This is a genomic window from Xenorhabdus sp. SGI 60, assembly GCF_056632175.1.
Map to the genome: position 1 here is coordinate 189,981 of NZ_CP196860.1, position 23,558 is coordinate 213,538.

General features: G+C 45.4%; 17 protein-coding genes and 1 pseudogene. 13 read left to right on the plus strand and 5 right to left on the minus strand.

Features of this window, described 5'->3' with window-relative positions; genetic code table 11:
* Window positions 1–9: 9 nt before the first annotated feature.
* The 4 genes from dppD to ACSJJG_RS00870 all read left to right on the plus strand — a co-directional run bounded on the left by dppD (window position 10) and on the right by ACSJJG_RS00870 (window position 4,505).
* Window positions 10–990: a dipeptide ABC transporter ATP-binding protein gene (dppD, locus tag ACSJJG_RS00855; RefSeq protein ID WP_481088130.1), complete on the plus strand. Its 981-nt coding sequence runs from the start codon at window positions 10–12 to the stop codon at window positions 988–990.
* Entirely contained in the window at window positions 987–2,003 is a 1,017-nt protein-coding gene (gene dppF / locus ACSJJG_RS00860; RefSeq protein ID WP_481088131.1) for a dipeptide ABC transporter ATP-binding subunit DppF, read from the plus strand. Before dppD ends, dppF begins: the two co-directional genes overlap by 4 nt.
* A gap of 217 nt (window positions 2,004–2,220) precedes the next feature.
* Entirely contained in the window at window positions 2,221–2,928 is a 708-nt protein-coding gene (locus tag ACSJJG_RS00865) for a HAMP domain-containing protein (RefSeq protein WP_481088132.1), read from the plus strand.
* 107 nt (window positions 2,929–3,035) lie between these two features.
* Entirely contained in the window at window positions 3,036–4,505 is a 1,470-nt protein-coding gene (locus tag ACSJJG_RS00870; RefSeq protein WP_481088133.1) for an insulinase family protein, read from the plus strand.
* A 91-nt stretch (window positions 4,506–4,596) separates the two neighbouring features.
* Here the strand turns inward: ACSJJG_RS00870 and ACSJJG_RS00875 are convergent, their stop codons facing one another.
* The 5 genes from ACSJJG_RS00875 to ACSJJG_RS00895 form a co-directional block, all read right to left on the minus strand.
* A complete protein-coding gene (locus tag ACSJJG_RS00875) occupies window positions 4,597–4,803 on the minus strand; it encodes a 2-hydroxymuconate tautomerase family protein (RefSeq protein WP_481088134.1) in 207 nt (68 codons plus the stop codon).
* Window positions 4,804–4,883: 80 nt separating this feature from the next.
* Complete coding sequence (gene yhjD, locus ACSJJG_RS00880; protein ID WP_481088135.1) at window positions 4,884–5,861, minus strand: inner membrane protein YhjD; 978 nt, start codon at window positions 5,859–5,861, stop codon at window positions 4,884–4,886.
* 139 nt (window positions 5,862–6,000) lie between these two features.
* Window positions 6,001–10,458, minus strand: coding sequence for a hemagglutinin repeat-containing protein (locus tag ACSJJG_RS00885; RefSeq protein WP_481088136.1), 4,458 nt, complete (start codon window positions 10,456–10,458; stop codon window positions 6,001–6,003).
* 109 nt (window positions 10,459–10,567) lie between these two features.
* Window positions 10,568–12,238, minus strand: a complete 1,671-nt coding sequence (locus ACSJJG_RS00890; RefSeq protein WP_481088137.1) for a ShlB/FhaC/HecB family hemolysin secretion/activation protein — start codon at window positions 12,236–12,238, stop codon at window positions 10,568–10,570.
* 624 nt (window positions 12,239–12,862) lie between these two features.
* Window positions 12,863–13,381 (minus strand): Hcp family type VI secretion system effector, encoded by a 519-nt coding sequence (locus tag ACSJJG_RS00895; RefSeq protein WP_047770551.1) that lies wholly within the window; start codon window positions 13,379–13,381, stop codon window positions 12,863–12,865.
* 917 nt (window positions 13,382–14,298) lie between these two features.
* On the opposite strand from ACSJJG_RS00895, the gene tssB reads away from it, so the two are divergent.
* The 9 genes and pseudogenes from tssB to icmH all read left to right on the plus strand — a co-directional run bounded on the left by tssB (window position 14,299) and on the right by icmH (window position 23,550).
* On the plus strand, window positions 14,299–14,796 hold the full coding sequence (tssB, locus tag ACSJJG_RS00900; RefSeq protein ID WP_481088138.1) for a type VI secretion system contractile sheath small subunit: 498 nt from the start codon (window positions 14,299–14,301) through the stop codon (window positions 14,794–14,796).
* Window positions 14,797–14,816: 20 nt separating this feature from the next.
* Window positions 14,817–16,295 (plus strand): type VI secretion system contractile sheath large subunit, encoded by a 1,479-nt coding sequence (gene tssC, locus ACSJJG_RS00905; protein ID WP_481088139.1) that lies wholly within the window; start codon window positions 14,817–14,819, stop codon window positions 16,293–16,295.
* Window positions 16,296–16,297: 2 nt separating this feature from the next.
* Window positions 16,298–16,738 carry a type VI secretion system baseplate subunit TssE gene (tssE, locus tag ACSJJG_RS00910; protein ID WP_481088140.1) on the plus strand — a complete coding sequence of 147 codons (441 nt, stop codon included), beginning with the start codon at window positions 16,298–16,300 and terminating at the stop codon, window positions 16,736–16,738.
* Complete coding sequence (gene tssF / locus ACSJJG_RS00915; protein ID WP_481088141.1) at window positions 16,739–18,571, plus strand: type VI secretion system baseplate subunit TssF; 1,833 nt, start codon at window positions 16,739–16,741, stop codon at window positions 18,569–18,571.
* A complete protein-coding gene (gene tssG, locus ACSJJG_RS00920; protein ID WP_481088142.1) occupies window positions 18,535–19,587 on the plus strand; it encodes a type VI secretion system baseplate subunit TssG in 1,053 nt (350 codons plus the stop codon). The genes tssF and tssG overlap by 37 nt, the downstream gene beginning before the upstream one ends.
* A 5-nt stretch (window positions 19,588–19,592) precedes the next feature.
* Window positions 19,593–20,887: pseudogene (gene tagH, locus ACSJJG_RS00925) on the plus strand (type VI secretion system-associated FHA domain protein TagH).
* Window positions 20,871–21,425 (plus strand): type VI secretion system lipoprotein TssJ, encoded by a 555-nt coding sequence (gene tssJ / locus ACSJJG_RS00930; protein WP_481088143.1) that lies wholly within the window; start codon window positions 20,871–20,873, stop codon window positions 21,423–21,425. Before tagH ends, tssJ begins: the two are co-directional and overlap by 17 nt.
* A 2-nt stretch (window positions 21,426–21,427) precedes the next feature.
* Window positions 21,428–22,780, plus strand: coding sequence for a type VI secretion system baseplate subunit TssK (gene tssK / locus ACSJJG_RS00935; RefSeq protein ID WP_481088144.1), 1,353 nt, complete (start codon window positions 21,428–21,430; stop codon window positions 22,778–22,780).
* Window positions 22,781–22,782: 2 nt separating this feature from the next.
* The gene (gene icmH / locus ACSJJG_RS00940) at window positions 22,783–23,550 is read left to right on the plus strand and encodes a type IVB secretion system protein IcmH/DotU (RefSeq protein ID WP_481088145.1); all 768 of its coding nucleotides are present in this window, start codon (window positions 22,783–22,785) and stop codon (window positions 23,548–23,550) included.
* Window positions 23,551–23,558 lie beyond the last annotated feature (8 nt).

A 23,558-nucleotide genomic window follows, 5' to 3' on the forward strand; every position in this document is an offset into this window, starting at 1 on the left:
TATTGTGAAATGGCATTATTGAATGTAGAGCAATTGTCAGTGCATTTTGGGGATGAAGATGCACCATTCCGCGCCGTTGACCGTATCAGCTACCGTGTTGAGCAGGGAGAGGTTGTCGGCATTGTTGGAGAATCCGGCTCAGGTAAGTCCGTCAGTTCATTGGCGATTATGGGGCTGATTGATTATCCGGGCAAAGTTATGGCCGAAAAACTGGAGTTCGCTGGCCGTGACCTGACTAAAATTTCAGAAAAAGAGCGCCGGCAGTTGGTAGGGGCGGAAGTGGCGATGATTTTCCAAGATCCCATGACCAGTTTGAATCCGTGCTACACCGTCGGTTATCAGATAATGGAAGCCTTGAAAGTCCATCAGGGCGGCAATCGAAAAACGCGATACCAGCGGGCAATAGACTTGTTGAACCAAGTGGGTATTCCCGATCCGGCCTCTCGCCTGGATGTTTATCCGCACCAATTGTCTGGCGGAATGAGCCAGCGCGTGATGATCGCGATGGCTATCGCGTGTCGCCCGAAGCTTCTGATTGCCGATGAGCCGACGACGGCGCTGGATGTCACCATTCAGGCGCAAATCATTGAGTTGTTGCTGGAATTGCAGCAGCGGGAAAACATGGCATTACTCTTGATCACCCATGATTTGGCGCTGGTGGCGGAAGCTGCCCACCATATTATTGTGATGTATGCCGGGCAGGTGGTGGAAATTGGCAAGGCAACGGAAATCTTCCGTGCGCCACGCCATCCTTATACACAAGCATTATTGCGGGCATTGCCGGAATTTGCAGTGGATAAATCCCGTTTGGCATCGTTGTCCGGCGTTGTTCCCGGAAAATATGATCGCCCAATGGGGTGTCTGCTCAACCCGCGTTGTCCTTATGCCAATGCGCATTGTCGCCAGGAGGAACCGCCACTGAAATCAGTAGGAGAGCGTCAGGTTAAATGTCACATGCCACTGGATGATGAGGGGAGGCCAACAGTATGAACATTCAACAAAACAGGGAACAAGAAAAGGCGACAGCACCTTTACTGCAAGCCACGGAATTGAAGAAATATTATCCGGTGAAAACAGGCTTATTCTCGCCTGAGCGTATGGTTAAGGCGTTGGATGGTGTCTCATTTGAACTGGAAAAAGGCAAGACGTTGGCGGTTGTCGGCGAATCGGGCTGTGGAAAATCCACATTGGGCCGCTTGTTGACCATGATTGAAAAACCGACTGAGGGGGAGCTTTATTATCTGGGACAAGACCTCTTAGTGCCAAATAAAGAAGCAGAAAAACTTCGTCGCCAGAAGATCCAGATTGTATTTCAAAACCCCTATGCTTCCTTAAATCCCCGTAAAAAAGTAGGGCAGATTTTGGAAGAGCCGTTGCTGATTAATACTTCACTTACTGCGCATGAACGTAAGGAAAAAGTCTTACAGATGATGGAGAAAGTAGGACTAAAACCGGAACATTATGCGCGCTATCCCCATATGTTTTCTGGTGGTCAGCGTCAGCGTATCGCCATTGCCCGTGGGTTAATGTTAAACCCAGACGTGGTAATTGCAGATGAACCCGTTTCAGCGTTGGATGTTTCAGTGCGGGCGCAGGTTCTGAACCTGATGATGGATTTGCAACAGGAGCTGGGATTGTCTTACGTCTTTATATCCCATGATCTTTCAGTCGTCGAACATATTGCTGATGAAGTGATGGTGATGTATTTGGGACGCTGTGTGGAAAAAGGCAGTAAAGAAATGATTTTTAACACTCCTCGTCACCCTTATACACAGGCGTTGTTGTCGGCGACGCCTCGCCTTAATCCTGAACTGCGCCGTGAACGCATTAAGCTGACGGGAGAGCTGCCAAGCCCGATGAATCCGCCGGCGGGGTGTGCTTTTGCTGCCCGTTGTCGTCGTGCATTTAACCAATGTACCCAATTCCAGCCTAAGTTAAAGCAATATGGCGGACAACTGATCGCGTGTTTCGCGGTCGAACAGGATGAAAACCCATCCACCTGATCATATCTGACCGTGGTATAACGTTTGACATTCTCTAAGCGACGGTTAACGTTATACAATCGCTTTATTTGATGCCGTTATATCCCGGTCATTTTCTCTGTTGCATCGCCATTCATCAAAATGAGACGACCACAAGTAAAATCAAGTATACTCACTCACATTATTAAGATGTGTTGGTCGGTGTTCTCACTATTAGTTTGGTATTGGTTTGGATAAGATGAAATTGCGTGTCAAACGTTCGTTAACCATTAAACAGATGGCCGCAGTGACAGGAGTCACTTTGGTTACTATTGCCATTTTCATCACCATCCAGTTATCCCACCTATTACAGCAGCGGAAAGATGACTATATCAGCCAACTTAACAATGCGGCCGTACAGATCCAGACACCTTTGGCGGAAGCGTTGTTAAGTTCAGATCTCAATAAAGCGAAAACGCTGTTGATTGGGTTGAAGACCTCAGGCATTCTGGGGCGAGCCGATGTGTTATTACCTGATAACGTTCGGGTAATGAGCCTGGATTTTGCCACTCATCGTCCCATACCTGAACTGGCAAAGAAGGTTTTTGGTATTCCTGTTGAGGTCAATATTCCTCTCTATGTTTATGGTGTTACGCCAAAAACAGCGCAATCACAGGGACACCTTATTTTGCAGGTTGATTCCAATCGGGTGTATCGTTTTGCCTTGAATATACTTGCATTAATGTTGACCACTTATTTATTACTCGCACTGATTCTTACGGTGTCGATAAGCTGGTGTGTAAATCGCATTATTATCCATCCATTGCGCAATGTTGCGCGGGAACTGAATGAAGAACAGCCGCCAGTGACTATACCTTGCCCTAAAAACCATCAGGATGATGAGCTGGGGTTGTTGGTGAAAGGCTATAATCGTCAGGTTAATAAGCAGAAAACGCCATCAAAATGAAACCTGACAAGATGAATAACAGTCTAATCCTTGATGATAATATTCAGGGATGAATGATTGTCTTAGGTTATCGCAGGATAAAATTAAACAGGTAGGGGTAAGTGAACATGCTGGGCAACAAAATCGGATATCTTATTGGTGGTGCGATTCTGGTTACAACTTGTTTGGCACAGGCTGAGACCTTGCAACCAGATCCAGCCTGGCAACAAGGCAAACTTGAAAATGGATTTAGCTGGCAAATCCTGCAAACACCACAGCGGCCTAATGACAGAGTACAGTTGCGCTTATTGGTAAAGACCGGCTCACTGTCTGAGAAAACCCAACAACGGGGCTATACCTACCTGATTCCGAAAATCGTCTTATCCAGTAGCAAAGATTTATCATCGCAGAAACTGGAAAACCTATGGCACAATGCGATAGATACTAAAAATCTCTTTCCGCCTGCCATTGTTTCCTATGATTTCACCCTTTACAGTCTGAGCCTGCCAAATAATCGTCCCGATCTATTGCAAGATGCATTGATATGGTTATCCGACATTGCTGGTGGTGCGGTATTTACATCGGAGACACTGGCACAGGCCATAAAAGGGGATGAACATCTTGTGACGACTTTCCCATCTGATATCCAGGATCCTGTGTGGCGTATGCGTCTGCAAGGTTCGACACTTATCGACCATGATCCTGGGATGTCCGTATCAGTGCCTGTCGATGTAAAAAAAGTCGAAAATTTTTATCATCAATGGTACACGCCGGATGCGATGACGCTGTATATCGCAGGGCATGTTGACAACCGATCACTGTCAGAGCGAATTAATCGGGCCTTTGCCGCATTGGAGGGGAAACGGCAGACGCCGGTTCCTGTTTCTACCTTGCTGCCACTGAGAGCAGCAACGATTGGCGTAGTGAGTGATAAGGCCGAACAAGATCGCTTATCTTTAATCTGGAACCTGAACTGGTTGCCAATTAACAATTCGGAAACCCTAATTCAGTACTGGTTAAATGACCTGACGCGTGAAGCGCTTTACCGTTACCTGCAATCGGGGCTTAAGGATAAGCAGGATGACATGAAATTAGGCCTGGATTGCCGGGTCCTATACCAGCGAGCAAACTGCTCACTAAATCTGGACTCCTCTGCGGACAAGCTGATGAAATCTACGCTTTATCTGGCTTCCCAGCTATCATCATTGCGGGAAAATGGCTTGCCACAGGAACAATTTGATGAGCTTTATGCGCAGAAGAAAAGTCAGCTCCAGCAGCTATTTGCCATGTATGCTCGCACTGATACCGATGTTCTGATTAATCAACGTCTGTTGTCACAGCAAAATAATGTGATAGATATCGCCCCTGAACAATTCCAGCGGTTAAGGCAGGCGTTTCTATCCTCTCTGACACCACAAATCTTGAATAAGAGGCTGAAAGAGATGCTGTCCCAAGAAATCTCTTTTATTCTGGTGCAACCAAAAGGTGAAGCGACAATGGATGTGAATCAGATCAAAAATAGCTTTAACCAGATTATGCGACCAGGCCCATTGCCGGAGAAACCGAAAGAGCCTAAAACAGTGAACGATGGAGAGTAAGAGGGTAAACGAGTACTTTTCTATCTATCGTCTTAAGGGGCGGTTTAACCCGCCCCGATTTAAAGTATTCATGTCTTCTGACATCTTCAACTTATTTCTTCGCGGCAGCCCGTAGCTCAGTGACGTTTTTACCCCCAACGCCCCAGTTATCTGTCTCTACTTCATCGATGATCACAAAGGTTGTTGCCGGATTTTTCCCAAGTACATCCACCAGTAATTGGGTTGCACCTTCAATCAGTTGTTTTTTCTGTTCAGCGGTGACGCCTTCACGGGTAATTCTGATATTCACAAATGGCATAAAAATGACTCCTTTTTGGGTTTGTTATAAACAAGTGGGTACAACAAAAAAACAGTCTTACTTATTTGATATGTGGATGTTTACTTGGCTTTCTTCTCTTCTGCGGTGGCGATCCAGGCGGCACAAAACAGTGTCAGACGAGCGAAAAAATAGAAGAATGCCATTAAGCCAATCACCGAACCAAAAGCTGCACCTGAAGGGGAGCTGGCAAGGCGTGGCAGCATCATAGTCATAATATATTTAATAACTTCAAATCCAATGGCGGCCATTAAGGTGCCTTTAAACAGCGCTTTTCTTTCAGGGCGATGACGCGGCAGAATCCACAATATCCACAGGAATAACAAATAATTGGCTGAAATGGAAATGGTCATGCCAATTGATGTCCATGCCGGCCGGAGCCATTCGATGCCTTCCAGTCCGAGGGCGTGGACGATGGTGGCTTGGGCAGAACCTGCGATAGAAGTCAGCGAAAGGGTAATGACCAATGCAAACAGCAGACCGAATAGGGAGAAAAAGTCGCGAATATATTGAAAGTAAATTTTCTCTTTATCTTCATGATTGCGTTCCCAGACATCTCTGGATTGGGCGAGTATTGCCTCACGTAAATTACCAACCCAGTTCATCCCTGAATAAAGTGCAATCGCCAAACCCGTCAATCCCACGGTTGTTCTTTGGTTAATCGCCGTGTCTACACTGTTTTTCAGTGTGTTGGCGAGAGCGGGATCACTGATGCTATTGGCGATGCCATTAATCAAACGTGCCAGTAAATCAGGGTTGGAAGCCAGCACAAAACCGACGACGGCAAAAGAGAGCATCAGAATTGGGATTAAGGATAGAAACGAAAAATAGGTGATGGCAGCCCCGAATTGGCTACCCATGCGGTCGTTAAAACGTTGTGCCGCCCTGATAAAGTGGGCGATAAAAGGAATACGGCGGATGACATTGCCAATACGGATGGTTACGGAAAGTGCTTTTTTACTGCCATATAGCCCTTTCTCTAACGGTGTGAAACTCTTCCCTGTATTGAGTTGTTCCCTTTTTTCATGGTTATCTGGCATTACATCCCCTGACGAAAAAATATGTCTGCGAAAAAAGAGTAACAGGCAAAATGGAAAAGGCAACAGGTTAGGGAATATGAAGAAATACGGTAGCCATATATTGGCTACCGTACAGAGGATCAAGCGTTAGTCATGATGATTAATCTAACTGACGACCCTTAACTTCGCTGTGGATCGTTGGGTGGATAGTTGGGTGGATAGTTGGCAGTTCAGTATCGTGGCCCTCATTTTTCACAAAAGGTACTTTACCGGAGAAAATATCTTTTTGTGCAGAAGTTGCCAGACTGGTGAGGGAATCAGGTACATTAATACCTAAGTTTTTGCCCTTATCGTACCCGGCGACAGATTGTTGATTAATTTGTGGAGTGTTCAGCGAGACAGTACCTTGTGCACTGTCAATTTTGCTGCCCATTAAATAGGTTGTTCCAGAGACATCCAGATTAACCCCTTGAGTACCGGTCAATGTTGTTTGCTTACCTACAGCTTCTCGATCGAGAGTATCGTAGTTGCCTTTGAGTTTGCCATTGAAGCCCTTGAATGTGGCTTTCAATTGATCTGTCAAACTTGGGGCTTTATCCCCGGTTTTAGCGTCGCCGGTAGCCCTGTTCTTTGTTGTGTTTTCTGACAAGACGTCTGTGGTGGGAACAGCCTGTTTGGAAGCGGCATCCCCTTTGACGGTTTTGCTATAACCCAAGCCCGCATCCAGACCCATATTCAGGCTATGGGTGCTGTCTTTGCGGCTTTCGACATTGAAATTGCCACCGACTTTGCCCGTTACCTGATCAGCATCCACATTCGCACCTTTAAGTGAGGTATCACCCGCACTGGTCAGGTTAACATTGCCGCCGGAAACCTGTGCGTTATGGTGTGTGGTTTGCGTCAGGTTATTGACGCCAAATTTCAGTTCACCACTAATATTATATTTATTGTCGAAAATTCTGTTGGCCGGATCGTTTGTTGTTGAAGCATTGCCTGCTGCGCCATCCCCTCCTTCTTTGCGGGCGGTAGAAGACATGCCACCTTTAGCTTTAGCACCGACATGCCAACCATTGGCGCTAGCCGTATCCTGAGCCGAAGTCAGTTCGATTTTCCCACGCTGTGCGGTTAAATCTACCTGTTTGCCGGAAACGTTGCCACCTTGTAATGTCAGATTATTGCCTGCATTCAGATTTACCCCTTGTCCACCAGTGATATTGCTGGTTTGGGCAGTAGTGTTGTTCTGATTGTCGGTGTTATAACCACCACCGAGGCTACCACTGAAATTCTTGCCATCAGGGTTGGTTCCCACGGTCAGGGAAATTTCCCCATTGTAACCATTGCCTTGTTTCTCATTACGGTTGGTGGCCTGATTGAACTGAATATTTCCACCTGCATTAACGTTGGCTGAACCTTCACCGGCATTGATTGACGTGCCTTGGTAGCGTGCATCTCTGGTCACCTGAACATTAACGCCATTTTGGGCGTTGATGCCGCTGGTCACTGCGCTGGTAGTGTTGTTAGATGTTTCTTGATAGCTGCCACTGCCTTTACCATTGACGGAGATATCTGCGCCTGTTGTGGTGTAGACCCGCAAGCTGGCATTGCCAGTTGTGTCAGCGGTATGGGAGTTTTGACTGTTGGCTGCGGCTTCACTGGTATGGCTGCCAGCCGTCAGCGAGACACCACCTTTGTTGGCCTGGTATTGCGTACCTTGGTCATAGATATCACCGTTCGTTGTTACTTTGACATCACCCGCCTTGATGGTAGTGACTACCGCATTGGACTGATGGTTATTGGTGTAACGACTGTTGTTATTCATTGTCAGCTCAATACCGGCATTAGGCAAACCCGTCTTCGTGATGGAAGCATCCAGTTTCTTATCTGTGGCAGCCTTGACTGTTTTTTCTACAGGTCGAGTGGTTGCACTATAATCGGCAGTCCCGCTGATCTCGCCGCCTGCCTGTAATTGATGGGTTGAGCTGGATTCGGTATTGGCCGTTGCCACATTTTTAATGCTGCCGGCATTAGCCTGATAAGCACCTTGCACTTGATGATCCGTACCCTGTTGCTTCAACTCACCCATTGCATTCAGCTCAAGGTTGCCCGTCACCTGGGTTTTGGTTACTTCTGCCGTTGTCCGGCTGTCGGATTTTCCGTTGCTGTTGTAAGTTCCTTCAATACCACTACCGAGTTTGTCCATACCGCCAGTGACAAATACACTGCTGCTCAGTTTTTCTTGTGAGGTTGAAGTTGATGTGCTGTTTTCGCCAGCCAGCAACGCAATGTTATTGCCGGTAATTTTCGCATCACCGTGTGTTGTGACCAACTTAGCGCCAGTCACAGTGACATTGTTGCCCGTATTGACGCTAAGGTTGCCCGCATTCAGTTCTGACGGGCGTTGAATTGTACTTTCATCTTTCTGTTTATCGGTTGTGTGTTCAAAGCCCACTCCAGCACGATATTGGTTATCTTTCATATCCTTGGCGTAGTACTGCCAGTCAAGGTTGGTTTTTTCCTGTTGATATTGATTCTTCTCACCATAATTCAGGATATTGATATTACCTGACGTATTCAGTTGCAGTTTGCCGGCACTTTTTGCCAGACTGCCAATGACATTGATGTCTTTATTACTGAGTAATTTCAGGTCTGCATCGGAAATCAATTGACTGCCGGAAGATTTTTGCTGCTTGTTGTGTTCCTGATTCGTATTTTTGGTGATGTTGAAGATTGTTCCCTTTCTTTCATCCACCTCTTTAGAAATATAGCTGACCGCATTATCGATAATTAACTGCCCTTCATTGGCTTCAACATAAGCGCCTTTTTGCGCTTTGACTTTACTGCCCGTAATGGTGACACCATTTGCACCTGTCATCAGCAAGTGCCCGTCAGCCGTCACTTCGGAAATATGATGGGTTTCTGATTTATCGCGATTATCTTTTTTGCTACCACCGGCAATCCCACCCCAATAGGTTTTATCCTTGGCAAGGATTTGATCATCAACGAGGGATTGGACAGTAATGTGAGTTTGCTGATCCGCAGAAATAATCAGGTTTTTGCCTGAGTTAATCCGGGTTCCAATAATGTCAACATTTCCTCTCGCCTTGATACCTAAGTCTCCACCTGAGCTTAATTCATTGCCGGTGCTTCTTTGGGTGGAATTGACCTCACTCCAATTACCCGTTTGCAATGATGCTCGATGGTTCTTTTTGTATCCCTTCTCTAAGGTCATTTCTGATTCCACTAAACCCGCCAGCTTCACATCTTTCTGGGCGGATACGGACAACAGGTTGCCCGCTTTGATCTTACTGCCAAGGACTTCGGCATCGCCTTCACTGGCGGTCAAGTGGATATTTTCACGAGCGTTAATGGTATTGCCTTCGTGCTGATATTTTTCACTTTCATTGGTGACATCATACTGCCAGCCCCACTTCCGTTGATTGTTAGTGCTACGGTCAAGTTGGTGAAGCTGTTGCCCATCCAGTTTCAGGTTGGCGCCAGCCAGTCTGACATTATCCCCTTCAATATCGGTTGCCATCACTTGATTGTTTTGTTTGGCCACCAGCGTGATATTCTTGCCTGCCAGTTGGGTACGGGCAACAGATTCACTGATTTGCTTTTGTTCGGTATAAATGCCAGTAAAAGTGCTATCGTGATTATTGCTGCCTGTTTTGTCTGATGAAAATTGATTCAGGCGTCCTTGGGACAGCACATTATTGCCGCTCAAGGTGATATCCCCACCTTTTAGCTCCGCCGCTTCCAACTTCACATCACCGTAGGATTCAATTTCAATCCCATCATTGGCGGTTATCTGACCTTTTAAATTGACTCCGCTTCCTTCTGCCGTATTCAGCAGACGAATGCGTCCTGCCCGCATACTGCCCAAATAATAGCTGTCGAGTGCATTGATATTGGCTTGCTGGGTATCCAAGATGCGACCATCGGCCGAAATCTTGTTATTCCCCGTTGTGATATTGAGATTTTTTGTGGTGATCACCTGACCATTGATGTCAATTTTGGGTGCAATCAGATTCAGAACGTCACTATGAGATAACCCATTGTTCCTGATATTCAGGGCGTTTTGGTTATCAAAGGTGTTGAAGCCTTGCAAAATCCCATTTTCCACCAGTGGATTACCGACAACCAATGACGCCTGATTGGTATTGATAAAACCACAGCCGTTACAAGTGATACCGTTAGGGTTTGCCAGTACATAATCGGCGGCGATACCAAATATTTCCTGTTCGCCGAGCAAGAATGAAGGGTTACGGCTAATAACCTCATTTAAGATCACACTGGCAACTTGTCCATTAAGGTTACTGTTGGCAGATAATTCCCCTGCCAATTGTGATGTTCCATCCTCCTGAGAGTTATTGAACACCGCCCCCATTTGATTGACGTTAAAATCCTGGTATTGGTTATGTGATAACCCTGATGCGGAAGGCGCAACGATATTAACCACGGTTGCACCGGTATCAGCTTGCATAACATCCGGGCTGTGGGCAGCATCGCCACCGGGCGTAATATCATTGGCAAAACTGACTGAACAGGTTGCCAGAATAATTGCCATAGAGGCGGCAAGCTTGCCCGTGGGAGACAGTTTAAATTTTTTACTTTTCATATAATTTCCTTATTCGCTTCTTTATTGCCATGTGCAGCGCTCTGGGGATCATTGTTCTGATCATGCCCACAACTGGCTGCGGTTAAAAAAAATCAAATGGTTCAAAAAATTAAAAAGTGTAAGAGAAGCGGGTTAACAGTTGCATAGGTTCATCCGTGTGCCTATTTTGGTGAGAAAGCAATTTGCCTCGGCTGAACTCAACATCCGCAAACAGTTGCTGATAGCGTAGTGTCAAACCTGCACTTAATCCGGCACTGCTTTTCCAGCCGTCCTGACTGCGATAGCCTTTAACCTGGCCGATATCCACGCCGGTACGCAACAAAAGTGCGCCTTTGGCAATGGGGATTGAGTGAGAAAGTGTATTTCTTAAATACCAGCCATTATCAGCCGATGACACATTTTTACTGAATCCTCGCACCGCATTACGGTCGGTCACATTGAGCCACTCAACACCTGGTAGCCCATCTTTGCTGTATTGGGCATAAAATTGGCTGCTAAATTGGTAAGGCACATCCAAGAGTGTGAAACGCTGTTGTAAATTTGCCGATAATTTCCCTTTGGTAAACTGCTTATTCAGGTTGGCTGTAGCGGTTTGAGCACCAAACCACGGCATTCCCCGCTCAATACTCATATTGAGGGAGATGGGCCCTGAAGGGATAATTTGTAAATGGTTAATACCCAGTTCGAGGACACTCAATGTCTGGCTACTGACGGTGAGCTTGGCTTCTTGGAAATGGTTGGTGTAATTCTTATAAACCAACTGGGTATTTAATGTACTAATTTGCGACTGGTTACGATGAAAAACCCAATCGGCACGAATGCCTGTTTGCTTTGAATTCCCGTACAATTTAGTCGAATGTATCTTTAAACGAGGATGACTGGTGTATTGGGAATAACTGTTGAATCCACTGAATGTTACGGCTCCATAGGGGAGTGAATAGAGCAGAGTATAGGCGCGATTATATTGGGTATCGGGTTTATCTACGGTACTGGCGCCGCTGAGGCTAACAAAGTCAGATAGCCCTAATGGGCTATCAACACTGGCATTGAGTCGCGTGATCCATTTTCCTGTGCTTTTCTGTCCATAATTATCGGTTGTGGTGGTTATTCTCCACGGAGAAGCGTGCCGATTGTGTAGCCTGACAATAGAACCCCCATTAACTGTACCCGGTAGAATATCGAGAGTGGTTTTGTTTGACTGCAAACGATTTGCTTGATCCAGCCCTTGATCAAGTTGATTCAGGTTGAGTGGTTTATTTACCAAACGTGGGAAAAGTGTTTGGCTATTGACCCAACGGTCAGCGCCTTCTATCGCCTCGACAAAACCTTCAACAACATTGATCCCTAGCTCACCATTTGCGTTGGGGGGAATAAACTGTACCCGCGCCGTAATGTAACCTTTAGCAATATAAAGGTTGGTGATTTCCGCTGACAGCTTGTTAATGTCATTGCTGGTGATACAGCTATCGGGCAGGGCACTGAGTGTATTCAGATCCCCCAGAGAGAGTAAGGTAATACCTTGAAGATAAACCCCATTAACCGCCAAACATGGCGGTGCTTCCACCACTACGGGTGAGACAGTTTGTGGTGAAACGTTATCTGTGCGATTAATCAATCCCTGATGACGGCGCTCTTCAATTAATTGGTCTATTTCTCGCGAACTATCCTGTAAGGTTCTTCTTGCTTCATCTGTAGGAAAAGCGGGATTAAGCGTATCAGGCGATGCGCTCACCTGAAATGCAGTACATAATAAGATGAAGATTGTCGTCCTTTTAATCATGGGAATACCCAAATGATAATAGTTGATGGAAAATGTATCGTGTTGGGTTAGGTTTAAACATCCTAGTTTATTAATTAAGCATTAGAGCATAGAAAATCTTTTATGTTGTTCTGATTAACAAATGGATTTTGTTAGGAATCATAATTTCCAGTTATAAATTTACATTAGTGATTTATGATAATTCATTTTAGTTATGTATTAACTCAATATGAAGAGTTAAGTAAAATTTAATTTGGCTTAATCAACATTCAGCAGGATAATGAGTTTGAATTAGGGTCTTTCTCTGTATTTTGAGCTTTTTATTTAAAATTTTTACTTATGGAATGTTGATGAAAAGTATCGAAGTGGAGGAAATATAAAACATAAGAGCAGATATTTTTTAGTCAGATTGCTTGACTAAAAATTAATCATTCATGTAACTATAAATTCATTTATCTCTATTTATTGTGAAAATAATTACTATATGAAAATCTGACAGCGAAAAAAAATCAGAAAAACAAATCTAAAAGAGAAAAACAGGAATTAAAGTAAATTGGCGGAAATTTTGAGATGTTAGAATGATTCAGCCAATGAATAATATTCATTGGCTGAAAAGTTATTACTTAATATTTAATGAATAAGATATTAAGCAACAACCGGTGCGCGCCAGTCGTCAGCACCAGAAGTACCCGCAGTAGTGTGTTCCCAGGTAATCTTACGATAAGAAAGAGATACACGAACTAATTGAGTGAATTCTGATTTAGCTGGATCCTGGCAGTGTGGCATTTTGCAATCGATATCAACGATAGTTGCATCTTCCAATTTTGTAGTAAAGAAATGCTCTTGTTTACCTTCGATTGAAGTACGATACCATTTCAATTCTACAGTAGGCAGCATTTCGCCAGAAGCCAGTGCGTTGTACAGCAGAGGAACTGACTTATTCAATGCAACGGTAAAGCGGAATGGCTTATGCGCACGCTGGCCAGAAGGTTGTCCTGACTGTGGATCAGTTGGGACAGTGACGATGTGGTCAAATTCTTGAACCAGCATTTCGTCTTCGTGACCCTGAACAAAGATATTACCTACGGATTCAGCAGTGAATGAGCCAGCGGTAATATGACCCTGAGTTTTACCATGGATGGAAATATAACATGGAGTTGGCATATGAATATCCTATAAAAATTTACCAAAATTAGTGTAAGTGTTCATTCCTTACGTGATTATTCCATCTGTTAATAAAATGAAATTATCGCTTACCAAACACTCGATGCGAATAATAAAGCTGAAATCGCCTGATGCAAAGTCATTTGAAAAATGCAATATGCATGCTAATTCAATGACAAATAATAATTTTATAATTATTGCCGTTATAAAATTTATAGCTGATTTTTTATAAACAATAAGCTCATTCAACTGGTTTAAAAATGATCTATGACTTTTTGATTTTTTTAACTTTTTGATATTTAATGTTTTTTATTTTTTTGTTTAAATGTTTTTTATGATCATTTGAAAAGTGTTATCTAGATCAAAAAAATGGAAATAACCCGGATTGTTATGGCCCATAATTAATCAAGATAAAATAAAAAATGAGATTGATGATGATTATTGATAACGGTCTATAAGGTTATATTTTATTCAGGTGAAGATGAAAAATATTTCTTTTAACGCAAATAATAGGTAATGGGATTACGTACTCTTACAGAGTGTAAAACCAAACTTTTCTCTATTTTAAGAGCAAAAAAATGTTTATAACTTGCTATCTATTTTGATAGGAAGATTAAAAGCTTGAATAGAGGTCTTTATCAATTTGTGTTTAGGCTTTACATCAAAAAAATAAAATGTCAAACTCGAACTTGACGATTTTCGTATCGATGTTATTTCCACGATTGGATAGGATATATCTGATTATTTAACTATATGTTGATATAAAACTATTCGCACCTGCAAATATAGTTGTCTTCTTTAGCCTATTTTTTAGGAAGATCTCCTGTATTTATTATATGGGTGAACATTGGAATCATTCTCTCACCAATAATGGGTTGTTAGACAGTTCATGGTTGTATTAGCCAAAGGATTCAAATATGAGTAAGAATAGTCCAGGTAGCGTAGCTCCGAAAGAAAGAATTAATATTAAGTATGTTCCTAATAATGGTGACCAGACCGCAGAAGTTGAATTACCTCTAAATCTTCTGGTTGTCGGTGACTTGAAAGGAAAAAGCGAAGATACGCCAATTGAAGAGCGGCAGACAGTTTCTATCAATAAGAACAATTTTAATGCCGTAATGAATGAAGCGAACATCAACTTAACTTTTAACGTTCCTAATCGTCTCGATGAAAAAAGCGAAGAAGATCTGCCAGTTAATCTGGAAATAAAATCGCTGAATGATTTTTCGCCAGATAATATCGCAAAGAAAGTGCCTGAATTAAATAAACTTCTCGAACTTCGTGAGGCATTAGTTGCATTAAAAGGTCCATTGGGAAATATCCCAGCATTTCGTGCTCGTTTGCAGTCACTACTGGATGATGAATCCGTTCGTGAGCAACTCCTGAAAGAACTTGAAATCGTCAATAAAAAATAACTGGTTAAAGGAATTTTTAAATGGCTCAACACGAAGAAAACAGCACAGCTATTGCTTCTGGCGCAACGACTTCCTTGCTTGATGAAATTATGTCTCAAGCGAGAATGACTCCTGAAAATGACGGCTACTATATTGCTAAGCAAGGTGTTGCTGCGTTTATCGGTAGCATCCTGGATACTGGCTCTAACGACGAACCCATCAACAAGCTGCTTGTTGATAAGATGATCGTTGAGTTGGATAAAAAGCTAAGTGAGCAGATGGATGAAGTCATGCACGCGAAGCCGTTCCAGGAATTGGAATCTTCCTGGCGTTCACTGAAAATTTTGGTGGATCGCACAGATTTCCGTGAAAACATCAAAATCAACATCCTTCATGCCACTAAAGATGAATTGTTGGAAGATTTTGAATTCTCTCCTGAAATTATTCAGTCTGGCTTCTATAAGCACGTTTATGCCTCAGGCTACGGCCAGTTTGGTGGTGAACCTGTTGCTTCCGTCATCGGTAACTACGCGTTCAACAACACCACGCCTGATATTAAATTGATGCAGTATGTCAGTTCGGTTGGTGCGATGGCTCATGCGCCATTCTTGTCTTCCGTTTCACCGGAATTCTTTGGTGTTAACAGCTTTACTGATCTGCCTGCCATCAAAGATCTGAAATCCGTCTTCGAAGGCCCTTCACATACTAAATGGCGTGCGCTGCGTGAATCAGAAGATTCACGTTACTTAGGCCTGACTGCACCTCGTTTCTTGCTGCGTCTGCCTTATTCCAGTGTTGAAAACCCAATCAAGAAATTCAACTATCAGGAAAATGTCAGCCGTGACCACGAACATTTCTTGTGGGGCAATACCGCGTACTTGTTGGCTAGCTGCCTGACTGACAGCTTTGCTAAATACCGCTGGTGTCCAAACATCATTGGTCCACAGAGCGGTGGTGCAGTAAGCGACCTGCCAGTTCACCTGTATGAAGCAATGGGTCAGATTCAGGCGAAGATCCCAACAGAAGTTTTAGTCACTGACCGTCGTGAATTCGAACTGGCAGAAGAAGGCTTCATTACCCTGACCATGCGTAAGGGTAGCGATAATGCAGCATTCTTCTCGGCAAACTCGGTTCAGAAACCCAAAGTGTTCCCCAATACCCGTGAAGGGAAGATCGCCGAAACCAACTACAAGTTGGGCACCCAGCTTCCATACATGTTCATCATCAACCGCCTGGCTCACTACATCAAAGTGTTGCAGCGCGAACAGATCGGCTCTTGGAAAGAGCGTCAGGATCTGGAACGCGAACTGAACATATGGCTGAAACAGTACATTGCTGATCAGGAAAACCCACCCACTGACGTTCGTAGCCGTCGTCCTCTGCGTGCTGCTGAGATTAAGGTGCTGGATGTTGAAGGCGATCCAGGCTGGTATCAGGTGGCGATGCAAGTTCGCCCGCACTTCAAATACATGGGTGCAAGCTTCGAACTGTCTCTGGTTGGACGTTTGGATAAGGAATAATCATGGCTGCGCTGTACAGTTGGAGTAGGGGCAGCTCTGCCAGTCTGTTCGAGCGCATTCAAGGGAAGAGCGGCGGCTCTTCCCGTCAATCAAGGATGCGTGCACTACTTGATTCTATCAAGAAGCATTTGAATGAAGTGCTGAATTCCCGTCCAGGTGCTTGCCAAAGTGCCGTTGATTTAGGGGTCATTGATCTTAATGATGCGACCGCAACATCGGTGGATTTCAAGCAAAGCATCGAATGGGCGATTGAAGAGTGCATCAGAAATTATGAGCCAAGAATATCAACGGTTTCTGTCAGCGCCATCAATGATGATTCAGATCCGTTGCTGTTGAGCTTTCATATCAGCGCCGAAATCTCTCTGGATGATATCAACGATCTTGTGGAATTTAGCATCCAGTTGGATAACAACCGGCGCTATTGCCTGGAGCGAACTCAATAAATGTCATTTGAAAAATATTTCAGAGATGAGTTGAACTATCTGCGACAACTGGGGAAAGAAGCAGCAGTTGAGCGCCCTCATCTTGCCGCATTTCTGTCAGAGCAGGGTTCTGATCCCGACGTTGAGCGTTTGCTTGAAGGTTTTGCCTTCCTGACGGGCAACCTACGGGCAAAGATTGATGATCAATTCCCAGAATTGACCCACGGCCTGCTCAATATGCTGTGGCCGAACTATTTGCGTCCAACCCCCAGCATGACCATCATCGAGTATACCCCGGATGAGAGCGTGGTGACGAAAGCGACACAGGTCAAGCGTGGCACACAGATTATGAGCCATTCGTTGTCGACTCAAGATGATATTTATTCGAACGAAAAATCGGATGGCAAAAAAGACGATCATGGTCGCTGCACCTTTACGCTCTGCCGCGATGTCTGGCTTTTTCCGCTTTCCATCCGTGACATTACCGTCAATAACAGTAATGAAACTGGAATTATCGGCCTGAATTTTACGTCGAAAACAGAACTGAGCCTGCATGAGTTGGAGCTGGGCAAACTGCGTTTTTATTTGAGCGGTGATAATTATACCACCTCCCAGCTCTATTTCTGGCTTTGTTACTACTTCAGAAAAGCAGAGTTGGTGGCAGGTGATACCGTGATCCCTCTGCCAGATTTTGATTTTGTGCCGGTGGGATTTGAGCGGGAAGATGCGTTACTGCCTTACCCCAAAAATGCCTATATGGGATATCGCATCTTGCAGGAATATTTCTGTTTCGCGGAAAGTTTCCTGTTTTTTGATGTGAAAGGCTTCCCGGAACTGCCGGAAGATCTCAAGACCAAAGATTTCAAACTAAATTTACATTTTTCTCAGGCATTGCCACCAGAAGCCAAGATTCGCCATGACACTTTTCGTCTGCACTGCACACCAGCAATCAACCTGTTCCCCATGGACAGTGAAGCAATTGAACTCAATGGCAGCCAGACGGAATACCCATTGAAAGCCAGTTACAGCTTCCCAGATAACTACGACATTTTCTCCGTTGATAGCGTAGAAAGCTGGCTGACGGGGGAAAATGGTGAACGCAGTCGTGCCCGTCTTGGTGAGCGAGTCTATACCCCGTTTGAAAGTTTCAACCACCAAATGGATGACGAAGATGAACGTTCGATGCGTTATTACCGTATTCGGGTGAAAGAGTCTCCTTTCCGCCGGGGGCTGGAACATTTCATCTCATTGGTACGAAACGATGAGGCAGATCTGCTCAGACTCAAGCTGAAAGAAAATGTTTCGATCAGATTGACCTGTACTAACCGTGAATTGCCTTTAGAGTTACGTGTTGGCGACATTAATTACCCTTCAACCGGCAGCCCGTCATTTGCGTCATTCCGCAATATTACGCGGCCGTCAGTGCCTCTCTACCCTTTGTTGGATGGCGGTTTGCACTGGTCATTGCTGTCAAATATGTCGCTCAACTATATGTCATTGCTGGATAAAGACGCACTAAAACAGGTGCTACGTACCTACGATTTCCCAAGTATTCATAACCGACAGTCCAAGCGTTCATCGCAGAAACGGCTTGATGCTATTGAAAAAATTAATACAGAGCCGACAGATCATCTATTCCGTGGTCAGCCTGTCCGTGGATTGCGCTCAACCCTGTATATCCGGCAACAGGCATTCAGCTCGGAAGGCGAGCTTTATCTGTTTAGTACGATTCTGTCACGGTTTTTCTCACTGTATGCCAGCGTCAATGCGTTTCATATGTTGAAGGTAATCAATTTAGATAATCAGGAATGTTATGAATGGCCGGTACAGATAGGTCAACACTCGTTGATGTAATCACTGAACAGGATCCTGCCACGCCGCTGGCATTGGATATCTCACAGTACAACTTTTACCAGTTGGTTGAGCTGCTTAACCAGCTAGCGGTCGCGTGGGATAAAACCGGAGAGACCGATCGTCCTGATCTGGAATCTATCCGTTTCCGTTCCAGCGCCAGCCTGGCATTTCCGACTCGGGATGTCATCTCGCTTACACAATCCAAAAAGGGATACTTCGAACTGGAAGTTTCCTTTATGGGGTTGCATGGCAGCCAGTCCCCAATGCCTGGCTATTATCTGGATTCACTGGCATGGGAAGATGCTCAAGGGGAAAACCGTCTGACGGATTTTCTCAACATTTTCAACCACCGTTTAATTACGATCCTGCATCAGATTTGGCGGAAATACCGCTATTACATCTGTTTCAAGAAAGGTGGGGAAGATTATTTTTCTCAACGTATGTTCTCTCTCGTTGGGTTAGGCAGTGATGTCAACCGCCGGATGCTGAACATCAATCACAGCAAAATGCTGGCGTACGCCGGATTACTGGCCAGCCCCGGACGTTCGCCAGAAGTCATATGCAGCCTTGTTTCGCACTGTTTTGATTTGCAGGACGTCACGTTGCACGGCTGGCAATTCAGGAAAGTCATCATTCCAGTGTATCAGCAGAATCGTCTGGGGGGAAAAAACAAGGGGCTAAAAATTGGTGATACCAAATTATCGGTATTAGGAGACAACTTCACCATTGGTTCTTGGGTTGGGGATTACAGTGGTAAGTTTTTGCTTAGTATCAATAATTTACCTCGAGACAGGTTCCTTTCATTCCTGCCTGATGGCAAAAACTACCTGCCATTGGTGATGTTTATATCTTTTGTCATGCGCAGCCAGTTTGCCTGGGAACTGCGTCTTAGCCTGGCTGAAAATCAGGTCAGCGGCATGGTATTGGGGGCAACGCAGAATAACCATTTGGGATGGACCAGTTTTCTCGGCGAACCGGAACAGAAACCTTCTGTCATCATTTCAGTTATGGAATAACGACCATGGAAAAAAATCAACCAATCCTTTCATTGCGGGTTCTTAACAGTGAACAGCTAGAAAGTGGTAAAGCCGCCAACTGCCAGTTCTCGATACAGGGTGGTACGGTCGGTAGCAGTGAAAGCCACCTTTGGTCTGTACAGGATCAGCAGGGCAATGTCTGCCCGTCACAATTCGCCATTAAATGGCAGGATGGGGCATTTTGCCTGCAAGTATTTGCTGAATCAGTGCAAATCAACAGTGCGGCTTTGACGCCTGAGTCGGGTTTGATCCTGTTACAACAAGGCGATCAAATCAAAGTAGGTAATTTGTCGATCAAGACCCATATCAGTTTTTCTGAGGCAGATCGTGTTGATCCTTCAATGATATCCCCGAATCGTTGGTTTCCAGTTATAGCAATCCGTTGGATGCCATGATGGAAGGTGCACCTGTACAAAAATCGGTGTTTGCCCACGATGAAGGCATTGCTCCAACGGTTATGCATCGTTTCAGTGATGATCCGCTACGGGTACTTGATAGCGAGAGCCTGACCACATTGAAACCCAAGGTTGAAGCTGATGATACGGAACAACTTTTGCCGCCGGATCATTACCAGACCCCGCCATTTGCTAACCCTATTTCTGATAACCGAGGCAGTGTTATGGATCAGGAGTTCCTTGATTTACCGGACATCGATTCCGACAGACAGTACGAAAGTATGGATGTTGACCATGTCGCCATTACCCCTCTCATGCGTGGGCTGGAAGCGCGTTTGCCTTTGCACGATAGCCAGCAGGCGAATGATTTTCTGCAAGAAATGGGTAAAACCATGAAAGCCGCCATTGAGGGGTTATTGGCCCTCCAGCGTGAACAACATGGGTTACGTGATAAACAGCTCCGGCCTATCGAAGATAATCCACTGCGCCTGAATATGGATTATGACACGACCATGCAGGTGATGTTTTCTGATCAGAAAAGTCCGGTTCATCTCTCTGCTCCGGCCGCGGTAGCGGAAAGTCTGCAAAACCTGCAATTACACTATCAGGCTAACCGAATTGCCATCTCTGCTGCACTGGACACCATGCTGGAAGCCTTTGCTCCAGAGCAATTGCTCCGTCGGTTCTCACACTATCGTCGTAGCAATGAAGCCAGGAATAAAGACGCATCCTGGGCTTGGGAAATGTACACCAACTATTACCGCGAATTATCTTCCAGTCGCCAACAAGGATTCGAAAAATTATTCCGCGAGGTGTATGAGCAGGCTTATGACCGCGCATTGCGTCAGGGCTTGGAGGAATCCAGCAATGACACATTCCGCTAGTCAGCGTGTATGGGCTGTAGGGATTTTATTGCTGTCAGTGATGTTGCTAAACGGCTGTAGCGGTGCATGGAACGCAACAAAAAAAGTGGGCCAGGTCATTTGGGACCCTTACACACCGGTAGGTAAACCTGATGAGCAGGCCTCTGTTGCCAACATTACATTGCTGGCCGAACCCGACATCAACCCCAATGAAAGTGGTGAAGCGGTCCCTGTTGAAATGAATTTGGTTTATCTCAGTGAGGATTCACGCTTTCTGGCTGCCGACTATGACCAGCTTGATAGCGATAAGCTCGAAAAAGCACTGGGGAAAAACTACATCGATCATCAGGATTACACCCTGTTACCAGGACAATACAAACCCCTGGAGCAGATCGCATTGGAAAAGAAAAACCGTTACATCGGGGTCATCGTTCACTATGCAGATGCAAATCAATCTGAATGGAAAAAGATCATCCGAGTAAAAGACATCGGCCGCCATTATCACATCTTGGTGCATGTCAGAAATAACGACGTCGAACTTAGAAAAGAGGAGGAGTAATCATGCCAGGCAAAAATCGGGTGATTTGGCACGAAGGATTATTCATCAAACCCCAACATTTTCAGCAACAACAAAAACATATTGATTATCTGGCACATAGCCTTGTTTCAGTATTGACACCTTATGCTCACGGTTTCAGCTCCCTGAGCATTAATGATGATTTGCTCAAACTGGGACGTATCGGAGTTACTGAGGCCAGCGGCATTATGCCTGATGGCACCGTTTTTTCTGCGCCTAGCCAGGACTTACTGCCAAAACCGTTGGATATTGAAAATATCAATGACCTGAAAAGCAAAGATATTTATCTGGCGTTGCCCATGTCCAGCGATACCATTCGGGAAATTGCTGATCGGGATGCAGAAACGAAAAGTGCAGTGCGTTATCGGGAACTTCCCATTGATGTCCGTGATCTTCACACCAAAGGCGGCGATTCCTTTGCCCTTAACCTTGCCCAACTGACGCCAGTTCTGATGCAAGGCTCCGAGGACATGAGTGCTTACACTGCCATTCCACTGTGTCGCATCAAAGAAAAGCAAAAGGATGGCAACATTGTTCTGGATAACGAATTTGTCCCGACTTGTTTGTCGATCTTCGTAGCCGACAAACTCAAGCGTTTCATGGTGGAAATTGATGGCCTGCTGACCGAGCGTTCAAGAACACTGGCTAAACGCATTGGTTCGCCGGGTCAGCAAGGGGTAGCGGATGTCGCCGAATTTATGATGCTGCAATTGCTCAACCGCGTTCAGCCGTTGTTCAACCATTATGCCAAACAAACCGTTTTGCACCCGCTACATTTGTATACCGAGCTACTCCAGACTTGTGGCGAGTTGAGGACGTTCACCGATTCAAGCCGCCTGCCAGGGAATATATTGGCGTATGACCACAATAACCTGACCGATACCTTCCAGGCTGTGATGCACGCAATTCGTGATGCGTTGAATGTGGTTCTGACCCCACGTGCAACTTCGATTGCACTGAAACAGAACGAAGGTGGCATTCGTGTGGCAACACTGCACGACAACGATCTGTTGCGCAAGTCCGAATTCGTACTGGCAATCAGCGCCAGCACACCGCAGGAGCAATTGCGTCGCCAGTTCGTCCAGCAAACCAAAGTCACATCAATGGAAAAGATCCGCGATCTGGTCAGCGTCCAGTTGCCGGGCGTGCCATTGATTGCCCTGTCTGCTGCACCTCGCCAGTTGCCGTATCACTCTGGATATACCTACTTCCGTCTGGATCAGAAGAGTCCGGCGTGGAAAGAGATCCTGCAAGGAAATTCCATCGCGTTCCACGTATCAGGGGATTTCCCTGACTTAGATATGCAGCTCTGGGCTATCAGGGGCGGTAAGGAATAATCATGAGTGATATCAATGTTGACAGTCCGTCACTGGAAAAGTCTGAAACGCTGCAAACGTCTCAGCGCCAGTACCAGCTACCGTTGCGTGGTGAAAGCCTCAACCCCATGATCGATGCAGCCACCCCCTTACTGGGGATGGTCTTGCGTTTGCAGGATATGACTGATCAGGCACTGCCAGACAAGCTTTACCAACAGGTTGTTACTGACATTCGAGCCATTGAGCAGTATCTGCAAACCAAGGGTTATGAACCCGGCGCGATTGTTTCATTCCGTTACGTACTGTGCACCTTCATTGATGAAACTGCGTTGGGGCACGGCTGGAACAGCCAGAATGGCTGGTTGAAGCAATCATTGTTGGTGCACTTCCACAATGAAACTTGGGGAGGGGAGAAGGTTTTCGTATTGCTTGAACGTTTGATGGGAGAGGCGCAGCGCTACCAGCATCTGCTGGAGTTCATTTACCTCTGCCTCTGTCTGGGCTATCGCGGGCGCTACAAAGTCAGCGCCCAGAAAAGCGATGACTTTGAGCGCTTGTTCCGTCGGTTGCAGCAACAGCTTCACTCACTGCGCGGGGATACTCCGCCGACCACGTTGTATGTCAACGTCAACGAGAGTAATGCGCGTTATCGCCTGAGCAGACGATGGACTATCAAGCACCTGTTTGTGATTAGCGTGGGCTTGCTGGTGGCTGTTTACAGCTTTTATGCCATTCGCCTCGGTGATCAGACCCAAGACATATTAAAGCAGCTAAGTAACTTATTGAGATAGGAAGTCGC